Annotated in this window: 24 protein-coding genes; 20 read left to right on the top strand and 4 right to left on the bottom strand. The window is 72.1% G+C overall.

The features are described 5' to 3' along the window. Positions 1-55: 55 nt before the first annotated feature. Positions 56-550, bottom strand: coding sequence for a hypothetical protein (locus tag ABD347_RS21715; protein WP_344363867.1), 495 nt, complete (start codon positions 548-550; stop codon positions 56-58). 287 nt (positions 551-837) lie between these two features. Here ABD347_RS21715 and ABD347_RS21710 point away from each other — a divergent pair, with 287 nt between their 5' ends. The 3 genes from ABD347_RS21710 (at position 838) to ABD347_RS21700 (ending at position 3,572) form a co-directional block, all read left to right on the top strand. After that, complete coding sequence (locus tag ABD347_RS21710) at positions 838-1,518, top strand: trimeric intracellular cation channel family protein (protein WP_344363865.1); 681 nt, start codon at positions 838-840, stop codon at positions 1,516-1,518. Between the two features lie 26 nt (positions 1,519-1,544). Further along, entirely contained in the window at positions 1,545-2,363 is an 819-nt protein-coding gene (locus ABD347_RS21705) for a thioesterase family protein (RefSeq protein WP_344363862.1), read from the top strand. Between the two features lie 63 nt (positions 2,364-2,426). Beyond that, on the top strand, positions 2,427-3,572 hold the full coding sequence (locus tag ABD347_RS21700) for a helix-turn-helix transcriptional regulator (RefSeq protein ID WP_344363860.1): 1,146 nt from the start codon (positions 2,427-2,429) through the stop codon (positions 3,570-3,572). On the opposite strand, the gene ABD347_RS21695 is transcribed toward ABD347_RS21700, so the two are convergent. After that, positions 3,541-4,158, bottom strand: a complete 618-nt coding sequence (locus tag ABD347_RS21695; protein WP_344363858.1) for a TetR family transcriptional regulator — start codon at positions 4,156-4,158, stop codon at positions 3,541-3,543. The two genes, ABD347_RS21700 and ABD347_RS21695, sit on opposite strands and share 32 nt — an antisense overlap. A 104-nt stretch (positions 4,159-4,262) precedes the next feature. Between ABD347_RS21695 and ABD347_RS21690 the strand changes: the two genes are divergently transcribed. The 3 genes from ABD347_RS21690 to ABD347_RS21680 all read left to right on the top strand — a co-directional run bounded on the left by ABD347_RS21690 (position 4,263) and on the right by ABD347_RS21680 (position 6,090). Further along, on the top strand, positions 4,263-4,409 hold the full coding sequence (locus ABD347_RS21690; RefSeq protein ID WP_344363855.1) for a hypothetical protein: 147 nt from the start codon (positions 4,263-4,265) through the stop codon (positions 4,407-4,409). A gap of 10 nt (positions 4,410-4,419) precedes the next feature. Beyond that, positions 4,420-4,791 (top strand): DUF4190 domain-containing protein, encoded by a 372-nt coding sequence (locus ABD347_RS21685; protein ID WP_344363852.1) that lies wholly within the window; start codon positions 4,420-4,422, stop codon positions 4,789-4,791. 129 nt (positions 4,792-4,920) lie between these two features. Next, entirely contained in the window at positions 4,921-6,090 is a 1,170-nt protein-coding gene (locus tag ABD347_RS21680; protein WP_344363849.1) for a cysteine desulfurase family protein, read from the top strand. On the opposite strand, the gene ABD347_RS21675 is transcribed toward ABD347_RS21680, so the two are convergent. Next, positions 6,083-6,742 carry an N-acetylmuramoyl-L-alanine amidase gene (locus tag ABD347_RS21675; protein WP_344363847.1) on the bottom strand — a complete coding sequence of 220 codons (660 nt, stop codon included), beginning with the start codon at positions 6,740-6,742 and terminating at the stop codon, positions 6,083-6,085. The two genes, ABD347_RS21680 and ABD347_RS21675, sit on opposite strands and share 8 nt — an antisense overlap. 60 nt (positions 6,743-6,802) lie before the next feature. On the opposite strand from ABD347_RS21675, the gene mnmA reads away from it, so the two are divergent. The 4 genes from mnmA (at position 6,803) to ABD347_RS21655 (ending at position 10,799) form a co-directional block, all read left to right on the top strand. Next, a complete protein-coding gene (gene mnmA / locus ABD347_RS21670) occupies positions 6,803-7,927 on the top strand; it encodes a tRNA 2-thiouridine(34) synthase MnmA (RefSeq protein WP_344363844.1) in 1,125 nt (374 codons plus the stop codon). 129 nt (positions 7,928-8,056) lie between these two features. Further along, a complete protein-coding gene (locus ABD347_RS21665) occupies positions 8,057-8,422 on the top strand; it encodes a hypothetical protein (RefSeq protein WP_344363842.1) in 366 nt (121 codons plus the stop codon). Further along, complete coding sequence (locus ABD347_RS21660) at positions 8,419-10,215, top strand: alpha/beta hydrolase (RefSeq protein WP_344363840.1); 1,797 nt, start codon at positions 8,419-8,421, stop codon at positions 10,213-10,215. Before ABD347_RS21665 ends, ABD347_RS21660 begins: the two co-directional genes overlap by 4 nt. A 104-nt stretch (positions 10,216-10,319) precedes the next feature. Continuing rightward, positions 10,320-10,799, top strand: coding sequence for a hypothetical protein (locus ABD347_RS21655; protein ID WP_344363838.1), 480 nt, complete (start codon positions 10,320-10,322; stop codon positions 10,797-10,799). Between the two features lie 150 nt (positions 10,800-10,949). Here the strand turns inward: ABD347_RS21655 and ABD347_RS21650 are convergent, their stop codons facing one another. Then, positions 10,950-11,273, bottom strand: a complete 324-nt coding sequence (locus tag ABD347_RS21650) for a DUF427 domain-containing protein (protein WP_344363835.1) — start codon at positions 11,271-11,273, stop codon at positions 10,950-10,952. Positions 11,274-11,323: 50 nt separating this feature from the next. On the opposite strand from ABD347_RS21650, the gene ABD347_RS21645 reads away from it, so the two are divergent. From ABD347_RS21645 to ABD347_RS21600, 10 genes are all read left to right on the top strand, one after another. Beyond that, positions 11,324-11,863 carry an LOG family protein gene (locus ABD347_RS21645; RefSeq protein WP_344363833.1) on the top strand — a complete coding sequence of 180 codons (540 nt, stop codon included), beginning with the start codon at positions 11,324-11,326 and terminating at the stop codon, positions 11,861-11,863. A 28-nt stretch (positions 11,864-11,891) separates the two neighbouring features. After that, a complete protein-coding gene (locus ABD347_RS21640) occupies positions 11,892-12,581 on the top strand; it encodes an SDR family oxidoreductase (RefSeq protein ID WP_344363831.1) in 690 nt (229 codons plus the stop codon). Next, a complete protein-coding gene (locus ABD347_RS21635; RefSeq protein WP_344363830.1) occupies positions 12,578-13,585 on the top strand; it encodes a methionine synthase in 1,008 nt (335 codons plus the stop codon). Before ABD347_RS21640 ends, ABD347_RS21635 begins: the two co-directional genes overlap by 4 nt. A gap of 23 nt (positions 13,586-13,608) precedes the next feature. After that, positions 13,609-15,792, top strand: a complete 2,184-nt coding sequence (ligA, locus tag ABD347_RS21630) for an NAD-dependent DNA ligase LigA (protein WP_344363829.1) — start codon at positions 13,609-13,611, stop codon at positions 15,790-15,792. A gap of 225 nt (positions 15,793-16,017) precedes the next feature. Next, positions 16,018-18,144 carry a putative bifunctional diguanylate cyclase/phosphodiesterase gene (locus ABD347_RS21625; protein WP_425575731.1) on the top strand — a complete coding sequence of 709 codons (2,127 nt, stop codon included), beginning with the start codon at positions 16,018-16,020 and terminating at the stop codon, positions 18,142-18,144. Positions 18,145-18,606: 462 nt separating this feature from the next. Continuing rightward, positions 18,607-18,903 (top strand): Asp-tRNA(Asn)/Glu-tRNA(Gln) amidotransferase subunit GatC, encoded by a 297-nt coding sequence (gene gatC / locus ABD347_RS21620; RefSeq protein ID WP_016642027.1) that lies wholly within the window; start codon positions 18,607-18,609, stop codon positions 18,901-18,903. Between the two features lies 1 nt (position 18,904). Continuing rightward, positions 18,905-20,398: an Asp-tRNA(Asn)/Glu-tRNA(Gln) amidotransferase subunit GatA gene (gene gatA / locus ABD347_RS21615; RefSeq protein WP_344363826.1), complete on the top strand. Its 1,494-nt coding sequence runs from the start codon at positions 18,905-18,907 to the stop codon at positions 20,396-20,398. Next, complete coding sequence (locus ABD347_RS21610) at positions 20,395-20,634, top strand: hypothetical protein (RefSeq protein ID WP_344363824.1); 240 nt, start codon at positions 20,395-20,397, stop codon at positions 20,632-20,634. The genes gatA and ABD347_RS21610 overlap by 4 nt, the downstream gene beginning before the upstream one ends. Positions 20,635-20,649: 15 nt before the next feature. Then, entirely contained in the window at positions 20,650-22,161 is a 1,512-nt protein-coding gene (gene gatB / locus ABD347_RS21605) for an Asp-tRNA(Asn)/Glu-tRNA(Gln) amidotransferase subunit GatB (RefSeq protein WP_344363821.1), read from the top strand. Between the two features lie 422 nt (positions 22,162-22,583). Next, positions 22,584-24,662 carry a phosphocholine-specific phospholipase C gene (locus ABD347_RS21600; protein ID WP_344363820.1) on the top strand — a complete coding sequence of 693 codons (2,079 nt, stop codon included), beginning with the start codon at positions 22,584-22,586 and terminating at the stop codon, positions 24,660-24,662. Positions 24,663-24,872: the final 210 nt, after the last annotated feature.

The raw sequence follows: 24,872 nt of genomic DNA, 5'->3' as shown, positions 1-24,872 counted from the left end.
ACGGACCGCCGACGCCCCGGAGCCGCCATGGCCCGGGGCGTCGGCGCGCCGTGCGTCACTGCCCGAGTTCGCGCAGCACCCGCTGCCGGTCGGCCACGTACCGGCCGGGTGCGAAGTACTCGACGGCGCCGACGATCGCCCGCTGCCGCTCGGCGTGCCGCTCCCGGCCCAGCCCGTAGCCGTCGTTGTGGACGTTCACCAACGGCTGGGACGAGCCGTGCCGGTGCAACCGCACCTGGAGCACCCGGCCGTGGAGGACGACGAACCGGATGTCGTCCCAGGGAATCAGCTCGCGCCGGCCGGCCGTGATGCCGTCCTCGTCGACGCGCAGGGTCCCGGTCCCCACATGGGCCGCCAGCACCGCGAAGAGGGACACGCTGAAGGACGCCGCGGTGACGACGAGAAGCCAGGCGGCCGTGAGGTCGCCGGCCACCCATACGCCGTACGCGCTGAACAGCGCCGTGGGCGCCAGCGCCGCGAGCGCCTGGCGCGGCACGCGCCCCGGGAAGCCCGGTGCCAACTGCAGCCTGTACGCGGCCCGGTCATCCATACTGCTCCCCCTCGCCTGTCGCGGCGCACCCTAGCAGCGCGCCGGTCATCCGGCCCCGGCGGGCCGCGGAGGGCGCTTGGCGGGCCCGTGGGCGGCGGCCCTCTGCCCCTACTCCGCGCCCGGTCCCGTGCCCGCCCCGTGGCCGGGTCCGTGCCTCCCTGCCCGGTCCCGCGACCGCGCCGCGTCCCGCCCCGCGACCGCCGCCGTGACCGGTTCCCCGGCGGCCAGGCAGGAGTGGGCCGTCGCGTGCGGGCCGGAGCCACCGGGGGAACCGGCACAATTGGGCGGTGCTCCAGGAATTCTTCACCCCCACCGTGCAACACGCGCTCGACCTCGCCGGCATCTTCGTGTTCGCGATCTCCGGCGCCCTGCTCGCGGTGCGCAAGAACTTCGACGTGTTCGGCATGGCCGTCCTCGCCGAGGTCACGGCCCTGGGCGGAGGGCTGTTCCGGGATCTGGTCATCGGCGCCGTACCGCCCGCCGCGTTCACCGACCTGGGGTACTTCGTCATGCCCCTGGTCGCCACCGTGCTCGTCTTCTTCCTGCACCCCGTGGTCGAGCGGACCCAGGCCGCCGTGAACGTCTTCGACGCCGCCGGGCTGGGGCTCTTCTGCGTCGCGGGCACGACCAAGGCGCACGAGTACGGCCTCGGCCTCACGTTCTCCGCCGTGCTGGGCCTGGCCACCGGCGTCGGCGGCGGCGTGCTGCGCGACGTACTCGCCAACGAGGTGCCGTCCCTGCTCCGCTGGGACCGGGACCTGTACGCGGTGCCGGCCGTCGTGGGCGCCACCATGGTCGCGCTCTGCATCCACTTCGGGATGCTGAACCCTTTCACCAGTGCCCTCGCCGCCGTCACCACCTTCGTGCTGCGTCTGCTCGCCCTGCGCTTCCACTGGCGCGCGCCCCGTGCGTGGAACCGTCGCTCGGCGGCCAGGGAGGAGCAGCTCCCCGGGAAAGCTACCGCTTAGTAATTGGCTGTTGTACTGTGCCGGGCATGGACAGCGAGTTCGACCGCGACACCGCGGTGACCCTCCGCGAGCCCGGCGTCTACGACGCGGAGCTCTCCGCCGGCTGGACGATCATCCACGCCGTCAACGGCGGCTACCTGCTCGCGCTGCTCGGCCGCGCACTCGGCGACGCCCTGCCGCACCCGCACCCGTTCACGATCTCGGCGCACTACCTGACGCCGTCGGTGCCCGGCCCCGCCGTGGTGCGGACGGAGACGGTCCGTGCCGGCCGCACCCTCTCCACCGGCCAGGCCTCGCTCTTCCAGTACGCGGAGGACGGCACCGAGGTCGAGCGCATCCGGGTCCTCGCCTCCTACGGCGACCTGGACGCCCTGCCCGACGACGTACGGACGACGGCCAAGCCGCCCGCCATCCCGCCGCGCGAGCACTGCCTCGGCCCGGGCGACGGCCCCGCGCCCATCCCCGGCTCCTCCGCCATCACCGAGCGGCTCGACATCAAGCTCGACCCCACCACCCTCGGCTGGGCGGTCGGCGCCCCGTCCGGCAAGGGCGAGATGCGCGCCTGGTTCGGCCTGGCCGACGGCCGTGAGCCCGACCCGCTGTCGCTCCTGCTCACCGTCGACGCCCTGCCCCCGACCTCCTTCGAGCTCGGCCTCACCGGCTGGACCCCGACCGTGGAGCTCACCGCCCACATACGGTGCCGGCCCGCCCCCGGTCCGCTGCGGGTCTCCATCACCACCAGGAACCTCGCGGGCGGTTTCCTGGAGGAGGACGCCGAGGTCTGGGACAGCGCCGACCGCCTGGTCGCCCAGTCCCGGCAACTCGCGCGCGCACCACGGGGCTAGGGGACACCCGCCGGTGCGGACCGGCCCGGTCGGGGCCGACGGGGCACGCCCTAGTGTCGTGGGGTGAAGTCCGACCGGCTGCTGTCGATCCTCCTGCTCCTCCAGACCCGGGGCCTCGTCCCCGCGACCGAACTCGCCGAGCGCCTCGACGTCTCCGTACGCACCATCTACCGGGACGTCGAGGCGCTCTCCGCGTCCGGCGTCCCGGTGTACGCCGAGCGCGGCCGGCACGGGGGCATCGCGCTGCTGCCGGGCTTCCGGACGGACGTCACCGGGCTGACCGCCGACGAGTCCCGCGCCCTGTTCGTCCTCGCCGCGCGGGGCACGCACGCCGCCCTCGGGCTCGACCGGGCCCTCGGCTCGGCGCTCCGCAAGATCATGGCCGCCCTGCCCGAGTCGCACCGCCCGGCGGCCGAGCTGACCAGCCGCCGCATCCTCGTCGATCCCGACCGCTGGCTCCGCGCCCCGGGCCCCGCCATCGACCTGGGCGTCCTGCACGACGCCGTCCTCGCCGACCGGCGGCTGCGGCTGCGCTACCGGCACAGCGGTACGGGGACGCCGAGGGCGTACACCGTCGACCCGTACGGGCTCGTGGCCAAGGCGGGCGTCTGGTACCTGGTCGCCGACCACCGCGGCGCGCCCCGCCTTTACCGGGTGGACCGGATCCGGCGCGCGGACGTCAGCGACCGGCCGGTGCGCAGACGCGCCGGGGTGGAGCTCGGGGACGTGTGGGAGGTGCTGCGGCGCCAGGTGGAGGACCGGCCCGCGGGGTTGCGCGTACGGGCCCGGGTGCGTTCCTCACGGCTCGACCTGTTCGTGCGGATCCACGGCGCGCACCTCGTGCGGGAGCCGGAGGCGGCGGGGGAGTGGGCGCGGGTGGAGCTCGCCTTCCCGGACGTGCGCCATGCCCGTGGGCTGCTGGCCTTCGGGCCCAGCCTGGAGGTCCTCGACCCACCCGAGGTGCGTGCCGAACTGGCCCGCCGGGCGGCGGCGGTGGTGCGGCTGTACGGGGAGCCCGAGCCGGCGGGTGGCACCGGCCCGGACGGGGAGGCAGGTCGGGGTGGGGGTGCCGAGGCGGCGGGTGGTGCCGGTCGGGGCGGGGGTGCCGAGACGGCGGGTGGTGCCGAAGCGGGGGGTGGTGCCGGCCCGGACGGGGGTGCCGGTCCGGGCGGTGCGGTCAGTCCAGCCAGTGGCGGCGCCCGAGGCTGACCAGGCGCAGCTGGCGCCGGGCCGTCCGCGCCACCCCGTCCCAGTCGGCCTCGGGCGTGGCCAGGAACTCCGAGGCGGTCATCACCATGTGGTCGACGTACAGTCCGGCGAGCATCCGCAGGTCGTCGGGGATCCACCCCTCGCTCTCGGGGTGCTCCGCCAGTTCGTCCGCCACCTCCCGGACGAACAGGTCGAGTTGGCCGCCGATCGCCTCGCGCACGGGCGCCACGCCGCCATGTCGTTCGCGGGCGATGAATCGGACGTGAGCGGGGTACCCGCGTACGAGCCCGGCGATCAACTCGACGGCGGCGGCGATCCGTTCGTCGCTCTCGCCGGTCGTCGCCAGGGTCGTACGGATCGTGCCGTGCAGGCTGCCCAGGGCCTCGTCGACAAGGGCGACGCCGAGGTCCGCGGTGTCGCGGAAGTGCCGGTAGAAGGCCGCCGGGGCGACGCCGACCGCGCGGGTCACCTCGCGCAGGCCGAGGCTGCTCAGGCTCTGTTCCTCCAGTAGCCGGAGGGCGGCGTCCAGGAGCGCCTGACGGGTTCTCTGCTTCTGGGCCTGCCGGATGCCGGAGGTGTGACTCATGCCATTCAGTAAACAACCGTTCTCCGGATCGATCCAATGATGAAGCTCGCTAGGCTGGGTAGTCAGTAAACAACTGTTCATCAACCTCCGAGGGAGGTCCACCGATGTTCGCCATCGTCGCCGCCCTGCTGATGCTGGGTGTCGTCCTCGGGACCGTGGCCCATGTGCCCGTCCCGGTCACTCTCGTCGCCGCGACCGTCATCGGCGTCTGGCTTCTGGTCTTCGCCGTACGTGAACGACAGCACCGCTGAGGAGGCCGCCATGGAACTCACCGCACACGGTTCTCGCACCACCCGGAACCACGCCGACGCCCGCGCCGGCACCGACGCCCGCACCGGCACCGACGCCCGCATCGGCACCGGCACCCGCGTCGGCGGTCGCGGCCGCGTCCGGGACCGGGTCCGTGATGCCGACGGGATGGCCGTCGCCTCGTTCGTCCTGGGGCTGGTGGGCCTGCTGGTGATGAACATCCTGCTGGGACCCATCGCCATCGGACTCGCCGTCCTCGCCCTCCGCCGTGGCACCACACGCCGGGGGCGGGCAACGTTCGGCCTCGGACTCGGCATCGCCGACCTCGCGGTGCTGGCCACGCTGGTCACCCTGGACGGCACCGTGTCCTGGAGCATCGCCTGACGCGGCGGGCCGCAAGCCGAGCCGCACGCCGAGCCGCACGCCGAGAGCATGCCGAGACGCATGCCCGGCCGATCCGGTCGGTACGGCGCTGAACGACGTTCGGCGAGGGGCTCGTAGAATCGTCGCACCATGGCTTACCTCGACCACGCCGCGACCACTCCGATGCTGCCGGAGGCGATCGAGGCGATGACCGCCCAGCTCGCCGTCACGGGCAACGCGTCCTCGCTGCACGCCGCCGGCCGCCGGGCCCGTCGTACCGTCGAGGAGGCCCGCGAGGCCCTCGCCGAGGCCCTCGGGGCGCGCCCCAGCGAGGTCGTCCTGACCTCCGGCGGCACGGAGGCGGACAACCTCGCCGTCAAGGGCCTGTACTGGGCCCGCCGGGACGCCGACCCGCGCCGCGTGAGGGTGCTGGCCAGCCCCGTCGAGCACCACGCCGTCCTCGACGCCGTCCACTGGCTGGGCGAGCACGAGGGGGCCACCGTCGAGTACCTGCCCGTGGACCGGTACGGGCGCGTGCACCCCGAGGCGCTCCGGGAGGCCGTCGAGCGCGACCCGTCGAGCGTCGCCCTCGCCACCGTGATGTGGGCCAACAACGAGATCGGCACCGTCATGCCGGTACGGGAACTGGCCGCCGTGGCGCGCGAGTTCGACGTCCCGCTGCACTCCGACGCCGTCCAGGCGTTCGGCCAGGTCCCGGTCGGCTTCGCCGACTCCGGCCTCGCCGCCATGACGGTTTCCAGCCACAAGATCGGCGGCCCCTACGGCATCGGGGCCCTGCTCCTCGGCCGTGAGTACAGCCCGGTCCCGGTGCTGCACGGCGGCGGCCAGGAGCGCCACGTCCGCTCCGGCACCCTCGACGTCCCGGCCGTCGCCGCCTTCGCGGTGGCGGGGCGGCTGGCGGCCGAACGCCGCGAGGAGTACGCCCGCGGGATCGGGGCCCTGCGCGACGAGCTGGTCGACGCCGTCGTCACGGCCGTCCCGGACGCGGTGCTCGGCGGTGACCCGGCCCCGGAGGGCCGCCTGCCCGCCAACGCCCACTTCACCTTCCCGGGCTGCGAGGGCGACTCGCTGCTGCTGCTCCTGGACGCTCAGGGGATCGAGTGCTCCACCGGCTCGGCCTGCACCGCCGGCGTGGCGCAGCCGAGCCACGTGCTGCTGGCCACCGGAACCGACCCGGACCTGGCGCGCGGCACGCTCCGCTTCACGCTCGGCCACACCTCGACCCGCGCCGACGTCGAGGCGGTCGCCAACGCCATCGGCCCGGCGGTGGAACGCGCCAGGACCGCCGGCCTCAGCTAGCCGTCGCGGACGGCCGGGAGGCGTCCCGGACCAGTCTCATGTACCTGTCCCAGTCCCAGTGCGGACCGGGATCGGTGTGGTCGGTGCCCCGCACCTCCACATGGCCGATGATGTGCTCGCGGTCCACCGGTATCCCGTACCGCGCGCATATCCCCGCCGTGAGCCGCGCCGACGAGGCGTACATCGCGTCCGTGAAGTCCCGGGGCCGGTCCACGAACCCTTCGTGCTCGATGCCGATGCTGCGCTCGTTCATGTCCCGGTCGCCCGCGTGGAAGGCCACGTCCAGCTCGCGGATCATCTGCGCGACGTGCCCGTCCTTGCGTACGACGTAATGCGTCGCCGCACCGTGCCCCGGGTCCTTGAACACCTTCAGGGCGATGGGAAAGCTGCCCTGGACGACATGGATCACGACCCGGTCGATGGTGAAGTCGTCCGGACGGTCCGCCCGCCGCCAGTTCGCCGGTGACGCCGCCGTCCACTCCGCGCCCGCGTGGTCCAGCTCCCCTTCCACCCGCTCCTTCTCCACACCGGGCACCCGGTACCAGGCACGCCGCAGCTCGTCCCGCGCCAGCACCGCCCCGCCCACGAGGGCCGCCCCGCCGCCGATCAGCACCGCGCGACGGCCCACCGCACCCGGCTTCTTGTCTCCCATGTGACCGTGAACGCATACTCGCGCGCCCATGGTTCCCGGGGCCCGTACCCTGGTAGGGCTATGACTCAGACTCCCCAGCGCCCCCTCCGTGTGCTCGCCGCCATGTCGGGCGGTGTGGACTCCGCCGTCGCCGCCGCCCGCGCCGCAGAGGCCGGCCACGACGTCACCGGGGTGCACCTCGCCCTGTCCGCGAACCCTCAGTCCTTCCGCACCGGCGCCCGTGGCTGTTGCACCATCGAGGACTCGCGCGACGCCCGCCGCGCCGCCGACGTCATCGGCATCCCGTTCTACGTGTGGGACCTGGCCGAGCGGTTCCGTGAGGACGTCGTCGACGACTTCATCGCCGAGTACGAGGCCGGACGCACCCCCAACCCGTGCCTGCGCTGCAACGAGAAGATCAAGTTCGCGGCGCTGCTGGACAAGGCGCTGGCCCTGGGCTTCGACGCGGTCTGCACCGGCCACTACGCCACGGTCGTGACCCGCGAGGACGGCACCCGGGAGCTCCACCGCGCCTCGGACATGGCCAAGGACCAGTCGTACGTCCTCGGCGTCCTGGACGAGAAGCAGCTCGCGCACGCGATGTTCCCGCTGGGCGACACCCTCACCACCAAGGACGAGATCCGCGCGGAGGCGGAGCGCCGGGGGCTGGCCGTGGCGAAGAAGCCCGACAGCCACGACATCTGCTTCATCGCGGACGGCGACACCCAGGGGTTCCTCGCCTCCCGCCTGGGGACGCTGGAGGGGGACATCGTCGACGAGTCCGGCACCAAGGTCGGCACCCACGAGGGCGCGTACGGCTTCACCATCGGCCAGCGCAAAGGCCTGCGCATCGGTCACCCCGCCCCGGACGGCAAGCCCCGCTACGTCCTGGACATCTCGCCCGTGAACAACACCGTGACGGTGGGCCCCGCCGACGCCCTCGACGTCACCGCCCTGACCGCCATCAGGCCCCGCTGGTGCGGCACGCCCCCCTCGGGCCCCGGCACCTACACGGCCCAGCTCCGCGCGCACGGCGACGAGACCCCGGTCGCGGCCACCCTGGAGGACGGCGAGCTGCGCGTCACCTTCCAGCAGCCCGTCCGCGGAGTCGCCCCCGGCCAGGCGATCGTCCTCTACGACGGCACCCGTGTCGTCGGCTCGGCCACCATCGCCACGACGACCCGCCGGACGGCGGTCAGCGCCTGAGCGCACGGGCGTCAACCCGGGTGACCGGGCCGCCGACGCCCGTGCGCGCCCTGTCGCCACCCGCGCTAACGTCGCCGCGCGCACAGTGTGTCGCTGTGCGTGACCTTCGACGTGCGGGGGATGGCGTACGTGACCCATACGCAGCGGTGGCAGGAACTGCTGGACCTCGCGCCGGGGCGCGGCGTGCTGAAGCACAGCGGCGGACCCTGGACCGGCGCGTCCGGCACCGCGGACGAGCTGCGCGTGCGGACCGAGACCGGTCGCCGCTCGCTCGGCACCGGCCACGAGGGACTCGGTGCCGCGGGAGCCGGCCTGACGTCCGTGGCCTCCTTACGGGCCGTACTGGCCTCCTGGGAGGAGCGCCTCGCCGCGGTACGGGACGAGTGCGCGTACCTGACCGGCGCCCTGTCGAAGGTCGCCAAGGAGATGGGCGAGACCGACACGGCGGTGGGGCACTCCTTGGAGGGTGCCCAGCGGGACGGTGGACGCCGGTGAGCGGCACCACCCTCACCTGGCGCGCCCTGCGGGACCTCAAGCCGACGGTGCTGGAGGGCGCGGGCGACGCGTGGCACGAGGTCTCCGGCCGGTCCCGCTCGGACCGCGTCCGCGTGGACCGCCTGATGGCGGCCCGGCTGCGGGAGACGCAGGAGAGCCGGTCCGCCGCGGCGGTCCTCGGACGCCTCCAGCGGCTGAGCCGCAACTACCAGTACCTGCACACCGAGTGCGGCCTCATCCGGACCACCCTGAACGCCCTGGCGGCCGATCTGGCGGAGCCGCAGCGGCAGTTGCGGCAGGCCCTGGACGAGGCGGCCGAGCTGCGGTTCACCGTCCACGAGGACGGCTCCGTCAGCTTCCCGGCCGCCACCACGCCCACCCTTGCGGGTGATACCCGCACCCCGGGCGGCCGCGCCCATGGCGACGGACGTCTCCCCCTGGACCGGGCACCGGCCCTGGCCGGTCCGGCCCCGGCCGTGAAGCCGCTCAACCCGAACGCGGAGAAGGCCCAGGCCATCGCGGACCGCATCGCACGCGCCGTCCGTGCGGCGGCCGACATCGACCGCGAGTACGCCGCGACGCTGGACCGGCTCAAGGCGGAGAAGGGCCTCGACGTCACCGCGTCCACCCTCGCGGACGCCGCCCGAGACACCGCGGGCGTCCGTGCCGTGACGGGAGGGCACCTCGGCGCCGGGATCCCCGCCGACAGGTCCCCGGCCGACGTCAAGGCCTGGTGGGACGGCCTCCCCGAGGAGCAGCGCCGCGAGTACATCGACATCGCCCCTGACCTCATCGGCGGCCTGGACGGCATCCCGGCGGCGGTACGCGACGAGGCCAACCGCAACTACCTGCCGGTGCTCATCGACGAGCTGGCGCGGCGGAACGACGACGACTCGCGGACGAAGCTCGAGGCGCTCCGCATGATCCAGGACAAGCTCCGCGAACCGAGCGTCCCGCCGATGTACCTGCTGGGCATCGGCGACGACGGCAACGGCCGCGCCATCGTCGCCTACGGCAACCCGGACACGGCGCGGAACGTGTCGGCGTACGTACCGGGCCTGGGCACGAAGCTGAACGGAGAGTTCGTCGAGGACACGATGAAGAGGGCCAGGGATACGGCGGTCGGGGCGCAGAGGGTGGATCCGTCCAGTGCCTCCATCATCTGGCTGGGTTACGACGCTCCTCAGCTCGCAGACGTCATGAGTGACGGTGACGCGCGCAGAGGAGCCCCTGCGTACAACCAGTTCATGGCGGGGCTGGAGGCCACGAACACCAATCATGACCCTCACCTCACGGCGATCGGCCACTCCTACGGCTCGTACACCGTTGGCACGGCGGCCCAACAATCCGGCGGCATCCCAGGCGTCGACGACGTAATCCTGCTCGGCAGCCCCGGTGTAGGCGTCGACAAAGCGGGGGATCTCGGTGTCGACGAAAGCCACGTCTTCGTCGGCGCGGCCGACAACGACCTGGTCACCAGGGCCCCGACGAAGGGCGAAATGGCTTTCGCCGGCCCAGTCGGATCGCTTGTCTACGGCGACGTCTTCGACCGGGGGAACGACGACAACTACTTCGGTAGGGATCCGGCGAGCGAGGCCTTCGGCGCACAACGCTTCAAGGTCGACCCCGGGCCTCCGCTCGCTGGTGTGAGCGCCTCGGAAGGGCTGCAGCTGGGGCTGATGGACGCGCATTCCCAGTATTTCGACCCGACACTGGACGCGGAATCAGCGAGCAACATCGCCAGGATTGTCGGCGGCAGACCCGAGAAGATCACTACGGAGAGGTGGCGATGACAGGCGTGTGGCGTGCAACTCCAGCGGTCACTTTTTTGGTCGGGGCACTGGTCGCTGGCTGCAGCCTCGCTGGCGGGAGCGCCGGAGGGAAAGGAGCTGAAAAGATGGACATGCAGCAAGCCGCAGAGCAAGCCGATGCCATGCTGGATGCCACGCTCAGTGCTGTCGTGCCGGAGATCCACTGGGCCCACCACGTCACCACAGCGGGCAGCTGCAATGTGAATCGCCGAAGGACGGTGACAACCATCATCTCGGAGCAAAGACGGGGAAACTTTCTCGGTGTGGTCGAACGGTTCTGGAGAAAGAGCGGCTACACGATCACTTCAGTGAACCGGGATCGAGAGATGCCAGCGATCTTCGCCAGGTCTCCGGATGGGTTCCAACTGGCCTTGGACGTGGGCTACAAGGGGCAAGTTCACTTCGAAGTCATCACCCCCTGCGTAGCCAAGTCGGACGTCGCCGAGCCCGCCTCCGAACCCAACGGCCCCGCCTACCCACTCGGGCAGATCCCCACCCCCAACGTCCGTTCCGCGTTCTGGTCCGCCGAGGCGCCCGTCCCGTCCTCCGGGCCGGCGGCGCGGTGAGCCGTTGCTCACCGGGTCCCGGGCGCGGCGCACCGCTCACCGGGAACAGTGGCGAGCCGTCGCCCGGCGTGATCGTTCCGCTCGGAACCCGCGCGCAGTCGCCCAGGCCGAGTCGGACCTGCGCCGGGCGCGGAACGTGATCGCTCGCCGTCACACCACCTCGGCCTCGTAGAAGCAGAAGTGGTTCTGGATCTCGGCGACCCCGGGCTTGGGGTCGGGGTACGCCCACACCGCGTCCTTCGCCCCGGGCAGGGACCAGTAGGACGCCGTTCCCTTGAACGGGCAGTACGTGTGGGTGCCGGACGCCGAGAGCAGGTCCGTTCGGACGTCCTCGGCGGGCAGGTAGTAGCGCGCGGGGCAGCCCGTCTCGCGCAGGACGAGCGGCCGCCGGCTCTCGGCGATCAGCTGCCCGTCATGGACGACTCGTACGTGATCGGTGGCCTGCTCGATGGTGATGCGGTGTCCCGTCGTCATAACCGGTTCAACGGACCCGCCGCGCGGGTGATTCCCCGTACCGTTCGGCCATGAACATCTGCGTCTTCCTCTCCGCCGCCGACCTCGACGACCGCTACACCGTGCCCGCCCGCGAGTTCGCCGAGCTGCTCGGCAAGGGTGGCCACTGCCTGGTGTGGGGCGGCAGCGACACCGGTCTGATGAAGGTCGTGGCGGACGGCGTCCAGGAGGCGGGCGGGCGGCTCGTCGGCGTGTCCGTGGACTTCCTGGCCGCCAAGGCGCGGGCCGGTGCCGACGAGATGGTGTTCGCCGGGGACCTGGCCGAGCGGAAGGCGCTGATGCTGTCCAGGGCCGACGCGGTCGTCATCATGGTGGGCGGGACCGGCACCCTCGACGAGGCGACCGAGATCCTGGAGCTGAAGAAGCACGGCAAGCACACCAAGCCGGTGGTGCTGCTCAACGCGGCCGGCTTCTACGACGGGCTCAAGGAGCAGTTCCGGCGCATGGAGGCCGAGGGGTTCCTGCCACTGCCGCTCACCGACCTGGTGTTCTTCGCAGAGGACGGGGTCTCGGCCCTCGCGTACCTGGAGGAGAGCGCCGGGATCCGGTAGGCGCCGTCCGGATGCGAGCATGGCCTGTATGGCTACACACATGATCACCGGGGCGGGTTCCGGCATCGGCGCGGCCGTCGCCCGCCGCCTGCACGAACGGGGCGACGAACTCGTCCTGCTGGCCCGCGACGCCGGACGCGCCAAGGAACTGGCCGGCACCTACCCGGGTGCCCGCGCGCTCGTCGGCGACCTCGCCAGTCCCGACCGGCTCTCCTGGGCCTTCTCCCACCAGACCCTTCCCGACCGGCTCGACTCGCTGCTGCACATCGCGGGCGTCGTCGACCTCGGACGGGTCGGCGACCTCACCACCAAGGCCTGGCGGAGCCAGCTGGAGGTGAACCTCGTCGCGCCCGCCGAACTGACCCGGCTCCTCCTGCCGCAGCTGCGCGTCTCCCAAGGACACGTGGTGTTCGTCAACTCCGGCGCCGGTCTGAACGCGCACGCCGAGTGGTCCGCGTACGCCGCCTCCAAGCACGGTCTCAAGGCGCTCGCCGACTCGCTGCGCCACGAGGAGCACGCGGCCGGCGTACGCGTCACGTCCGTCTACCCGGGCCGCACGGCCAGCCCCATGCAGGCCAAGGTGCACCAGCAGGAGGGCAAGGAGTACGACGCCTCCCGCTGGATCGACCCGGAGTCGGTCGCCACGGCGATCCTGACCGCCCTCGACCTGCCGCGCGACGCGGAGATCAACGACCTGACGGTGCGGCCCGGACGATGAGCGACGACGACTTCAGCTGGGGTCCGGCCACCGGGATCGGGTCCATGCCGGGCGGCGACGCGCGGGAGGCCGCCAGGACGGTCACCGGCACCTTCGAGGACTTCCCGTACCTCGCCGAGCTGCCCGCGCGCGGCCCGGGCGCCGACATGATCGGGCGGACCATCGGGCTGCTCGTGGAGATGTACGCGCACGTCGAGCCGAGCGGCTGGCGGGTCAGCGACCGGCCCGGCCGTGACACGCGGCGGGCCAGGTCGTGGATGGGGGAGGACCTCGACGCCCTGGAGGAGTTCACCCAGGGGTACGAGGGGCTCCTGAAGGTCCAGGCCGTGGGGCCGTGGACGCTGGCCGCCGCCCTGGAGCTGCGCGGCGGCGAGGCGGTCCTCGGCGACCCGGGTGCCTGCCGGGACCTGGCGGCCTCGCTGGCGGAGGGGCTGCGCGCCCACCTCGCGGAGGTGCGGCGCCGGGTGCCGGGCGCGCGGGTGGCGCTCCAGCTCGACGAGCCTTCCCTCACCGCCGTGCTGAGCGGACGGGTGCGGACCGCGAGCGGTTACCGCACGTACCGGGCGGTGGACCGGCAGGTCGTGGAGAGCGCGCTCCGCGACATCGTCGCGGTGAACGACGGCCACGGGCCCGTGATCGTGCACTCGTGCGCCCCCGACGTGCCGTTCGCGCTGCTGCGGCGCGCCGGTGCGGCGGGTATCTCGTTCGATTTCGGGCTGCTCACGGAGCGTGACGAGGAGCAGATCGGGGAGGCGGTCGAGGGAGGCACGAGGCTGTTGGTGGGCGTCGTCGAGTCGGCCGACGTTCCATTGTCAGACCCTGCCGGTAGCGTCATGGGTGTCAGGACGCTGTGGCGCAGGCTGGGGCTGGATCCGGGGACTCTCGCCGAGTCGCTGGTGGTCACCCCGTCATGCGGGCTGGCGGGTGCCTCGCCCGCGTACGCCCGCGCCGCGCTCGCCCACTGCGTCCAGGCGGCGAGATCGCTCGCGGACAACCCTGAGTGACGTCAGTAACGGGAGGAATGACGGTGGCTGTCGAACAGCAGGACGTCGTGCCGGCGGAGGCACGGGACAAGCACGCGCAGCTGGCCGAGCAGGTCGAGGAGCACCGCTTCCGGTACTACGTGAAGGATCAGCCGGTCGTCAGCGACGCCGAGTTCGACAGGCTGCTGCGCTCGCTGGAGGCTCTGGAGGAGGAGTATCCGGAGCTCCGTACGCCCGATTCGCCGACCCAGAAGGTCGCGGGGTCGTACGCGACGGAGTTCACGGCCGTCCAGCACCGCGAGCGGATGCTGTCGCTGGACAACGCCTTCGACGACGAGGAGCTGGCCGGGTGGGCGGACCGCGTCGCCAAGGAGGTCGGCACCTCGGAGTACCACTTCCTGTGCGAGTTGAAGGTCGACGGCCTCGCCGTCAACCTGACGTACGAGAAGGGGCGCCTCACGCGCGCGGCCACGCGCGGCGACGGCCGTACGGGTGAGGACATCACGCCGAACATCCGCACGATCTCGGACGTGCCCGACCGGCTGAAGGGCGACCGGATCCCGGACCTCGTCGAGATCCGGGGCGAGGTCTACTTCCCGATGGAGAAGTTCGAGGAGCTCAACGCCCGTCTGGTCGAGTCCGGGGACAAGCCCTTCGCCAACCCGCGCAACGCGGCGGCCGGTTCGCTGCGCCAGAAGGACCCGAAGGTCACGGCCACCCGCCCGCTTCGCATGGTGGTGCACGGCATCGGGGCGCGCGACGGCCTGGAGATCGGCCGGCTGTCGGAGGCGTACGAGCTGCTGCGCGAGTGGGGGCTGCCGACCGCCCGGCACAACAAGGTGGTCGACGGCATCGCCGGGGTGCGGGAGTTCATCGCGTACTTCGGTGAGAACCGGCACTCGGTGGAGCACGAGATCGACGGCGTGGTCGTCAAGCTCGACGAGATCCCGCTCCAGGGCCGGCTCGGCTCCACCTCACGGGCGCCGCGCTGGGCGATCGCGTGGAAGTACGCGCCGGAGGAGGTCAACACCAAACTGGTGAACATCCGTGTGGGTGTGGGCCGCACGGGCCGGGTGACGCCGTACGCGCAGGTCGAGCCGGTCACGGTCGCGGGCTCCGAGGTCGAGTTCGCCACCCTGCACAACCAGGACGTGGTGAAGGCCAAGGGTGTCCTCATCGGCGACACGGTGGTGCTCCGCAAGGCCGGTGACGTCATCCCGGAGATCCTCGGGCCGGTCGCGGACCTGCGGGACGGCACGGAGCGGGAGTTCGTCATGCCCGCCGAGTGCCCCGAGTGCGGTACACCGCTGCGGCCGATGAAGGAGGGCGACGTCGACCTGCGCTGCCCGAACGGCCGTACCTGCCCGGCGCAGCTGCGCGAGCGCCTCTTCTACCTCGCCGGGCGCAAGTGCCTGGACATCGAGAACTTCGGCTATGTGGCGGCGGCCGCGCTGACCAAGCCCCTGGAGCCCGCCGAGCCGCCGCTGGTGGACGAGGGCGACCTGTTCGACCTGACCATCGAGCAGTTGCTGCCCATCAGGGCGTACGTCCTGGACCAGGACAGCGGCCTGCCGAAGCGTGATCCCAAGACGGGGGAGGAGAAGATCGTCACGATCTTCGCCAACCAGCAGGGCGAGCCGCGCAAGAACGCGCTGGCGATGCTGGAGAACATCGCGGCGGCCAAGCAGCGGCCGCTGGCCCGGATCATCACCGGCCTGTCGATCCGTCATGTCGGGCCGGTGGCGGCGGAGGCGCTGGCGCGAGAGTTCCGCTCGATCGAGCGGATCGAGCAGGCGGACGAGGCGGAGCTGGCCGCCGTCGAGGGTGTCGGTCCCACCATCGCGGCCTCCCTCAAGCAGTGGTTCGAGGTGGACTGGCACCGGGAGATCCTGCGCAAGTGGCGGGCGGCCGGGGTCCGGATGGAGGAGGAGGGCTCGGGCGAGGACGAGGGGCCGCGTCCCCTGGAGGGTTTGACCGTCGTCGTCACCGGCACCCTCCAGAACCACACCAGGGATGGCGCAAAAGAGGCCCTCCAGAGCCGTGGAGCGAAAGTGACCGGTTCCGTTTCGAAGAAGACCGCCTTCGTAGTTGTGGGTGACAACCCTGGTTCGAAGTACGACAAGGCGATGCAGCTGAAGGTTCCGGTTCTGGACGAGGACGGCTTCCGTGTGCTGCTGGAACAGGGTGCGGACGCCGCTCGCGAGGTGGCGGTTCCGCTCGAACAGTAGGCCGGGGAAAGCCGCGTGGAGGTCACCCGTTCAGCGCATACCAGATGGATAAGGGTGGCCGGGTCGCATTCGGGCAAGACCAGTAGAGCGCTGCCCGTCGAAGCCTTCAGCGGCCTACTGTTGAGACGGCGCCTGTCGTGCCCGGCCGGGGGCTGGTTCCGGCCGTGCCGGCATGACAACGGGCCAACGCGTGGCAACGGCACCGCCGGCTGTGAGAGGGACGGAATGAAACCGACCGAGAGTGCCGCCCCGGTCTCACGGCCGCGTGCGTACGCGGCCCGCACGGGCATCGGCTCCAGGCTCCCGAACGTCGTCATGACCGTCGCCGCCCTCGTCCTCACGGCAGGGCTGTACGGCGCCGTGAGCGGCGGCAACGCCCTCTTCCCCGGCGCCACGGCCGGCTGGTCGCTCGCCGTGCTCACCGGCATCATCGTCGGCCACCTCGTCGCACTCGGCCGCGACCGCTGGTGGGGTGGCACGGGCTCGGGCGCCGCGCTCACCCTGGCCGTGCTGCTCCTGTACGGCTGGGTACCGGCCGGACTGGTCAGCCTCGCTGTCGTCGTCCTGGTCGGCGCGGCGCGGCGGCACCGCTGGCGGCAGGGGCTGCTGCACGGTGCGGCGGACATCCTCGGCATAGGAGCGGCGGCCCTGATTCTCGCCGCGTTCGGGGACGTGCCGACGGTCGAACGGCCGTGGCAGCCCCTCGAATGGGGTATCGAGGCCGTTCCGGAAGTCGCGCTGGCGGCCGCCGCGTATCTGGTGGTGACCCGGCTGCTGCTGTGGTACACCCTCGCCCCGCAGTGCGCCGGCCTGCCCACCGCCGCCCGGACGGCGCTGCTGCGGCAGGGGCTCGTGGCGGTCGCGCTGCTCGGCATCGCGCCGCTGATCTGTGTCGTCGCCGTCGCGCTGCCGGTGATGCTGCCGCTGTTCGCCGTACCGCTGATCGCCCTGGACTCCACGCTCTGGATCGCCCGCGCGCGGGCGGAGGAACAACTGCGCGACCCGCTGACCGGGTTGCCCAACCGTCAGTGGCTGCTGGAGCGGACCTGGTCCGCGCTGGAGGAGGCCGAGGGCGAGGGAGTCAGGGCGGCTCTGGTGCTGATCGACCTGGATCGCTTCCGGTCGGTCAATGACACGCTCGGTCATCTGGCGGGCGACCGGCTGCTGCTCCAGATCGCCGACCGGCTGCGGCTGGCGCTGCCGCGCGGCGCGGAGGCCGCCCGGCTCGGCGGTGACGAGTTCGCCGTACTCCTGCCGGTCGCCGACTCCACGACCAGCGCCCAGCGGGTCGCCCGGCAGCTCGCCGCCGAACTGTCCTCGCCGCTCGACCTCGACGGGCTGACGCTGGTCCTGGAGGCCAGCGCGGGCGTCGCCGTCTTCCCCGACCACGCGCTGGACGCGGAAGGACTGCTCCAGCGGGCGGACGTCGCCATGTACCAGGCCAAGCGCGACCGCACGGGCGTCGAGGTGTACGAGTCGAAGCGCGACTCCAACACCCCCGACCGGCTCGGCCTCCTCGGCGACCTGCGGCGCGCCCTGGACGCCGGCGACGTCGAGCTGCACTACCAGCCGAAGGTCCGCTTCGACGGGCATGTCGCCGGGCTGGAGGCGCTGGTGCGCTGGGTGCACCCGGAACGCGGCAAGGTCCCGCCCGACGAGTTCATCGCCATCGCCGAGTCCTCCGGGCTGATGCCGCACCTCACGGAGTACGTCCTGGAGACGGCGCTCGGCCAGGTCGCCAAGTGGCGCGCCCAGGGACTGAACGTCCCCGTCGCCGTGAACGTCTCGCCCCGCGACGTCCACACCCCCGGCTTCGCGGGCGCGGTCGCCGCGCGCCTGGCCCGCCACGGAGTACCGGCGGGCGCGCTCCAGCTCGAGATAACGGAGCACGTCCTGCTGGAGGACCCGCAGCGCGCCGCCGACACCCTGGCGGGGCTCACCGGGCACGGCGTGAAGATGTCCCTGGACGACTTCGGCACGGGCTACTCGTCCCTGGTCCATCTGCGGCGCCTCCCGGTGAGCGAGCTCAAGATCGACCGCTCGTTCGTGGCACGGCTCGCGGTGGACAACGAGGACGCCGAGATCGTCCGCTGCACCGTCGACCTGGCCCACTCGCTGGGCCTCCTCGTGGTCGCCGAGGGCGTCGAGGACGACGAGACCTGGGAGCGCCTGAGGGATCTCGGGTGTGACGCCGTCCAGGGCTGGCTGGTCGCCGCGGCGATGCCGCCCGCCGAGGCGACGGCCTGGCTCCGCGCCCGCGGTGAGGCCGGCTGGCACCGCCCGCCGCGCGCGCTCCCCCCGACGCCGCCGGCGCCCCCGGCCTCCCAGGGCGCCGACCAGGTGGTGCAGTAACCCCGGGCCGCGCGCTTCTCCGCCGTGGGCAGCCGATCGCCGGTCGGGCTTCCCCGTCTGTTTCTGCCGCCCGGTCGTGGGCGGGGCGGGCGGGCGCAACGGGCAAGGCGGTGGGCCCTCTTCGGTTCGCGCCGGGGCGGCGCCTGGCCCGGGACGCCCGGTGGGCGGTGGGGTGCGGCCCCTCCGGGCGTGCCTCCTCGGGCAGGTGGGCCCGGGCCCGGCAGGGGAGCCGTTCGGACGCCGCCCACCCCTGCGGGTGGCGACCCCGCACGGCCGCCCCCCGGCCGGATGCCGGGTGCGGGGCGCGTCCCGGTGGGACGCCGGTGCGGTGCGGGGCGCGGGCCTCGCCGCGTGCCCGTGGGGGAGGGGCGGAGGCCGCTCGGGGCAAACCGTTTAACGGGCACGCGGCCCGGCCCCATAGGATTGGGCCAAAACCATCACACTCACCCTGAGGATCGCTGCATGCCTGGCATCACGCGCGAGGAGGTCGCCCACCTCGCCCGGCTGGCACGTCTTGAGCTGAAGGACGAAGAGCTCGACCACTTCGCCGGACAGCTCGACGACATCATCGGCGCGGTCGCCCGCGTCTCCGAGGTCGCCGACCAAGACGTACCCCCGACCTCCCACCCGCTGCCGCTGACCAACGTCATGCGCGCGGACGAGGTCCGTCCCTCGCTCACCCCCGAGCAGGCGCTCTCCGGCGCGCCCGCCCAGGAGCAGCAGCGTTTCAAGGTGCCGCAGATCCTGGGGGAGGACTGACATGACGGACATCATCAAGCTCACCGCCGCCGAGATCGCGGAGAAGATCGCGTCCGGTGAGCTCACCGCCGTAGAGGTCACCGAGGCCCACCTGGCGCGGATCGAGGCCGTCGACGAGAAGGTGCACGCCTTCCTCCACGTCGACCGGGAGGGCGCTCTCGCCCAGGCCCGGGCCGTCGACGAGAAGCGGGCCAAGGGCGAGAAGCTCGGCCCGCTCGCGGGCGTACCGCTCGCGCTCAAGGACATCTTCACCACCCGGGACATGCCGACCACCGTCGGATCGAAGATCCTGGAGGGCTGGCTGCCGCCGTACGACGCGACGCTGGTGAAGAAGCTGCGCGGCGCCGACGTCGTCATCCTCGGCAAGACCAACATGGACGAGTTCGCCATGGGGTCGTCGACCGAGAACAGCGCCTACGGCCCGACCGGCAACCCGTGGGACCTGACCCGGATCCCCGGTGGCTCCGGCGGTGGTTCGTCCGCCGCCCTCGCCTCGTACGAGGCGCCGCTCGCCATCGGCACCGACACCGGCGGCTCCATCCGCCAGCCCGCCTCCGTCACCGGCACCGTGGGCGTCAAGCCGACGTACGGCGGGGTGTCCCGCTACGGCATGGTGGCGTTCTCCAGCAGCCTCGACCAGGGTGGGCCGTGCGCGCGGACCGTGCTGGACGCGGCGTTGCTGCACGAGGCCATCGCGGGCCACGACCCGATGGACTCGACGTCCATCGACGCCCCCGTGCCGCCGGTGGTCGAGGCCGCGCGCAGCGGCTCGGTCCAGGGCATGCGCGTAGGTGTCGTCAAGCAGTTCCGCGGCGAGGGCTACCAGGCCGGCGTCGTGCAGCGGTTCGACGAGTCGGTCGAACTGCTGAAGGAGCTGGGCGCCGAGATCGTCGAGCTGGACTGTCCGTCCTTCGACCTGGCGCTGTCGGCGTACTACCTGATCGCCCCGTCGGAGTGCTCCTCCAACCTCGCCCGGTTCGACGGCCTGCGCTATGGCCTGCGGGTCGGCGACGACGGCACCAGGTCCGCCGAGGACGTCACCGCCCTCACCCGTGAGGCCGGTTTCGGCGACGAGGTCAAGCGCCGCATCATGCTCGGTACGTACGCGCTCAGCTCCGGCTACTACGACGCGTACTACGGCAGCGCGCAGAAGGTGCGGACGCTGATCACCCGGGACTTCGAGAAGGCCTTCGAGCAGGTCGACGTGATCGTCTCCCCGACGACGCCGACCACCGCCTTCCCGATCGGCGAGCGTGCCGACGACCCGATGGCGATGTACCTCGCCGATCTCTGCACCATCCCGACCAACCTGGCCGGCAACGCCGCCATGTCGCTGCCCTGCGGCCTGGCGCCGGAGGACAACCTGCCGGTGGGTCTCCAGATCATCGCCCCCGCCATGAAGGACGACCGCCTCTACACGGTCGGCGCGGCCGTCGAGGCCGCCTTCGTGGCACGCTGGGGCCACCCGCTGCTGGAGGAGGCTCCCTCACTGTGAGCGCACTGACCAAGGCCAAGGGCTTCAAGAAGTCCCGGGCCGGAACGTATCTGTCCATCGGCACCACCGCCTTCGGCGCGCTCAGCGTGGTCAAGCAGGCGAGGAAGGCGCGTGGCGAGAGCGACACGCTGCTGCTGATCGACGCCGTCGTATCGGCCGCCGCCATCGCGACCGGCCTCGCCATCCTGGTGCGCGAGCTGAAGCGCGTCGGTGACGACGACGTCCTGTTCGGCTGAGAGGGAAGTTTCACCGTGACCGTCATCACCGAGCTGGTGCCGTACGAGGACGCCCTCGCCGCCTACGACCCCGTCATGGGGCTCGAGGTGCACGTCGAACTCGGCACCAGGACCAAGATGTTCTGCGGCTGTTCGACCGAGCTGGGCGCCGAGCCCAACTCGCAGACCTGCCCCACCTGCCTCGGCATGCCGGGCTCGCTCCCGGTCGTCAACGCGATCGGCGTCGAGTCCGCCATCAGGATCGGCCTCGCGCTCAACTGCGAGATCGCCGAGTGGTGCCGTTTCGCCCGGAAGAACTACTTCTATCCGGACATGCCGAAGAACTTCCAGACCTCGCAGTACGATGAGCCGATCGCCTTCAACGGCTACCTGGACGTCCAGCTGGAGGACGGCGAGGTCTTCCGTGTGGAGATCGAGCGTGCCCACATGGAGGAGGACACCGGCAAGTCCACCCACGTGGGAGGTGCGACCGGCCGGATCCACGGCGCGTCGCACTCGCTGCTGGACTACAACCGCGCCGGCATCCCGCTGATCGAGATCGTCACCAAGCCGATCACCGGTGCCGGCGAGCGCGCCCCCGAGGTCGCCAAGGCGTACGTCGCCGAGTTGCGCGAGCTCATCAAGGCGCTCGGCGTCTCCGAGGCCCGTATGGAGATGGGCCAGATGCGCTGCGACGTGAACCTGTCGCTGCGTCCGCACGGCATCGAGAAGTTCGGTACGCGTTCGGAGACGAAGAACGTCAACTCGCTGCGCTCGGTCGAGCGGGCCGTACGGTTCGAGATCAGCCGCCACGCGGGCGTGCTGAACGCGGGCGGCACGATCATCCAGGAGACCCGCCACTTCCACGAGGACGACGGTTCCACGACGTCCGGCCGTGTGAAGGAGGAGGCCGAGGACTACCGGTACTTCCCGGAGCCCGACCTCGTACCCGTGGCCCCGTCCCGCGAGTGGGTCGAGGAACTCCGCAAGGAGCTGCCCGAGCTGCCTCGGGTGCGCCGCAACCGGCTGCGCGAGGAGTGGGGCGTCTCCGAGCACGACATGCAGTCCATCCTCAACGCGGGCGCGGTCGACCTGATCGTCGCCACGACCGAGGCGGGCGCCCCGGCCGACCAGGCCCGCAAGTGGTGGATGGGCGAGCTGGCCCGTAACGCCAACGAGTCGGGCACGTCGCTCGACGCGCTGCCCATCACCCCGGCGCAGGTGGCCCGGGTGACCGAGCTCGTCGCGTCCGGCGACCTCAACGACAAGCTGGCCCGCTCGTGTCTCGAGGGTGTCCTCGCGGGCGAGGGCGACCCGGACACGGTCGTCGAGAAGCGGGGCCTGAAGGTCGTCTCCGACGAGGGTGCGCTGGGTGCCGCGGTGGACGAGGCGATCGCCTCCAACGCCGCCATCGCGGACAAGATCCGCGGCGGCAAGGTGGCCGCGGCCGGAGCCCTGGTCGGCGCGGTCATGAAGGCGACCCGTGGCCAGGCGGACGCGGCCCGCGTACGCGAACTGATCCTGGAGAGGCTCGGCGTCGAAGGCTGACGCGGACCCCGGTCGGCAGTGCTCGGCCCCCGCGCCCAGGAGTCCCTGGGCGCGGGGGCCGAGCCGTGTTCCGGCCCTGGCCGCCACCGGGGGGAGGATGGCGGGGCCGGGTGTCGTCCCGTGGGGGGAGCGTTGGTGCTTCTGCCCCCGGTTCGGCGGGTCATGCGCCCATGGCGCGTAGTCGCCAGGAGACCGTGCCGGCATGGGGCGTGATGTGGTGCGAATGTGGTGCGAATGGGGCGGACCGCTTGGACTCCCCGCCCCGCATCCTTGGACATTCACCACGCCGTCGTCACGAGGCCTTCCCGCCGACACCCGGCCTCACTACCGTCCCGCCCGTAGTGCCCAATGGATCGCAGAGCAACCATTGGGCCGTCGACGGGAGGTCGAGCTTGTCACCGGACAATTCGCGGCAGCGGGACATGTCGCGCCGAAGGATGCTCGCGCTGGGCGGGGGCGCCCTCGGCGCCGCCGCGGCCGGATCGCTGCTGCCGCCCTCGCTGCGGGACGCGATGGCCGCCGCTCCGCCCACCGGGGGGCTGCGGGCGGTCAGGCACGTGGTGGTCCTGATGCAGGAGAATCGTTCCTTCGACCATTACTTCGGCACCCTGCGCGGTGTCCGCGGCTTCGGCGACCGCAACGCCGTCGAACTGCCCTCCGGCAAGCCGGTGTTCGAGCAGCCCGGCCCGCTCGGCCGTACCGTCCTGCCCTTCCCCGTCCGCGACGCCGCCGAGACGCAGAAGAAGGACCTCCAGTACATCGGAGACCTCGACCACTCCTGGGGCGGCGGCGCCAAGGCCTGGCGGGACGGCTGGATGGACGGCTGGGTCTCCGCGAAGACGGCCGCGACGATGGCGTACTACGACCGCCGTGACCTCCCGCTCCACTACGAGCTGGCGGACACGTTCACGATCTGCGACGCCTACCACTCGTCGATCCACACCTCCACCAGCCCGAACCGCAACCACCTCTGGAGCGGGTGGACCGGGTACGAGGCCGACGGCAGCCGCGCCGTCACCAACGCCGCCTACGCCGAGGGCACCCACCCCGGTTACCCGTGGCCGACCTACGCCGAGCGCCTGGAGAAGGCCGGCCGGACGTGGAAGACGTACACGGAGTGGGAGAACTTCACCGACAACAACATCGAGTTCTTCACCACCTTCAAGCGGATCGCCCATAAGGCCCTCGCCCGGACCGGGGGCCACACCTACATGGAGTCCTTCTACGCGGCCGTGCGCGCCACCGGCGACGCCGCCGAGCGGGCCCGGCTCCTCACCACCCTGGAGGACGGGGTGGCCACGCTCACCGACCAGGAGCGCTCGCTCTTCGAGCGGGGGCTGCGCCGGGTGGAGTCCGGCACCCTCGCCGACGCCTTCCGGGCGGACATCGCGGCCGGGACCCTGCCCGAGGTCTCCTATCTCGTTCCCTCCGCGGTCGACTCCGAGCACCCCGGCGCGTCGTCCCCGGTCGCCTCCGCCACCCTCGTCTACAAGGTGCTGGACGCCCTGGGCTCCCACCCCGACGTCTGGCGGCACACCGTCGTCCTGATCAACTACGACGAGAACGACGGCTTCTTCGACCACGTCCCGCCGCCCGTGCCGCCCGCCGACGACACCGACGAGCGGTGGAAGGGGCTGCCCACCGGGCTGGGGATCCGTGTGCCGCTGCTCGTCGTCTCGCCGTGGACCGTCGGCGGCCACGTCTGTTCCCAGGTCTTCGACCACACCTCGGTGATCCGCTTCCTGGAGACCTGGACCGGCGTCCAGGAGCCCAACATCACGCCGTGGCGGCGCCGGATCACCGGCGACCTGACGTCCGCGTTCGACTTCCGGCGCGGCCGCCCGCAGCCGGAGGTGGAGCGGCCGGGCGCCGTTCCGCCGTTCACCGGCCGCTGGCGTCCGCGGCCGCCACAGGTGCAGAGCATGCCCGTCCAGGAGCCCGGCACCCGGCCCGCGCGGCCTCTGCCCTACCAGCCCGACGCGTACGGCCGTCTCCGGGAAGGGGCCGTGATCGTCACCCTCGGCAACACCGGGAAGGCGAGCGTGCCCCTCGCGCTGTACCCGTACGCCGGCGAGTTCGCCGCCCCCCAGCACATGGACGTAAGGGGCACCGCGCAATGGAGGGTGCCCCTTACCGGCGACGCGTACCGCTTCACGATCACCGGACCGAACGGCTTCCGCCGCGAGTTCGCCGGCCGGGCGGCGGGCGGCGCCGAGGTCACCTCCCGCGTCGATCCGCACGAGCGTGACCTGCACCTCACGCTGGCCGCCACCGGGGACCGGCCGGTGACCTTCACCGTCCGCCCCCTCGGCTACGTCGACGAGGCCGACCTCGCCGACTGGACCCGCGAGGTCACCGTCAGGGCCGGCCGCAGCCGCACGGTCGTGCACTCCGCCGCGGACGCGCACGGCTGGTACGACCTGGAGATCGCCGGGCCCGACGGCTTCCGCCGCCGGTTGATGGGGCACATCGAGAACGGGCGCGCCAGCGTATCCGGCTGAGTGGTCAGAGGGGTGTGCGGGGAGCCGGTGCTCGGTGCTCGGTGCTCGGTGCTCGGTGCTCGGTGCCCGGAGCCTTGGCCCGGCCTTTCGCGCACCGTGATCCCGGGGGCTGTGAGTATCGCCACGAAACGGACAATTGATCTCTTTAGGCTGCCAGAGTGGCGGGACGTAGGTCCTGCGTTCTTTACGGGCAGTTCCCGATAAGGACCA

Origin of the sequence: Streptomyces gobitricini (assembly GCF_039532985.1) — a bacterium.
GTDB classification, from domain to species: domain Bacteria; phylum Actinomycetota; class Actinomycetes; order Streptomycetales; family Streptomycetaceae; genus Streptomyces; species Streptomyces gobitricini.
This window is presented reverse-complemented; position numbering and strand designations above follow the sequence as displayed.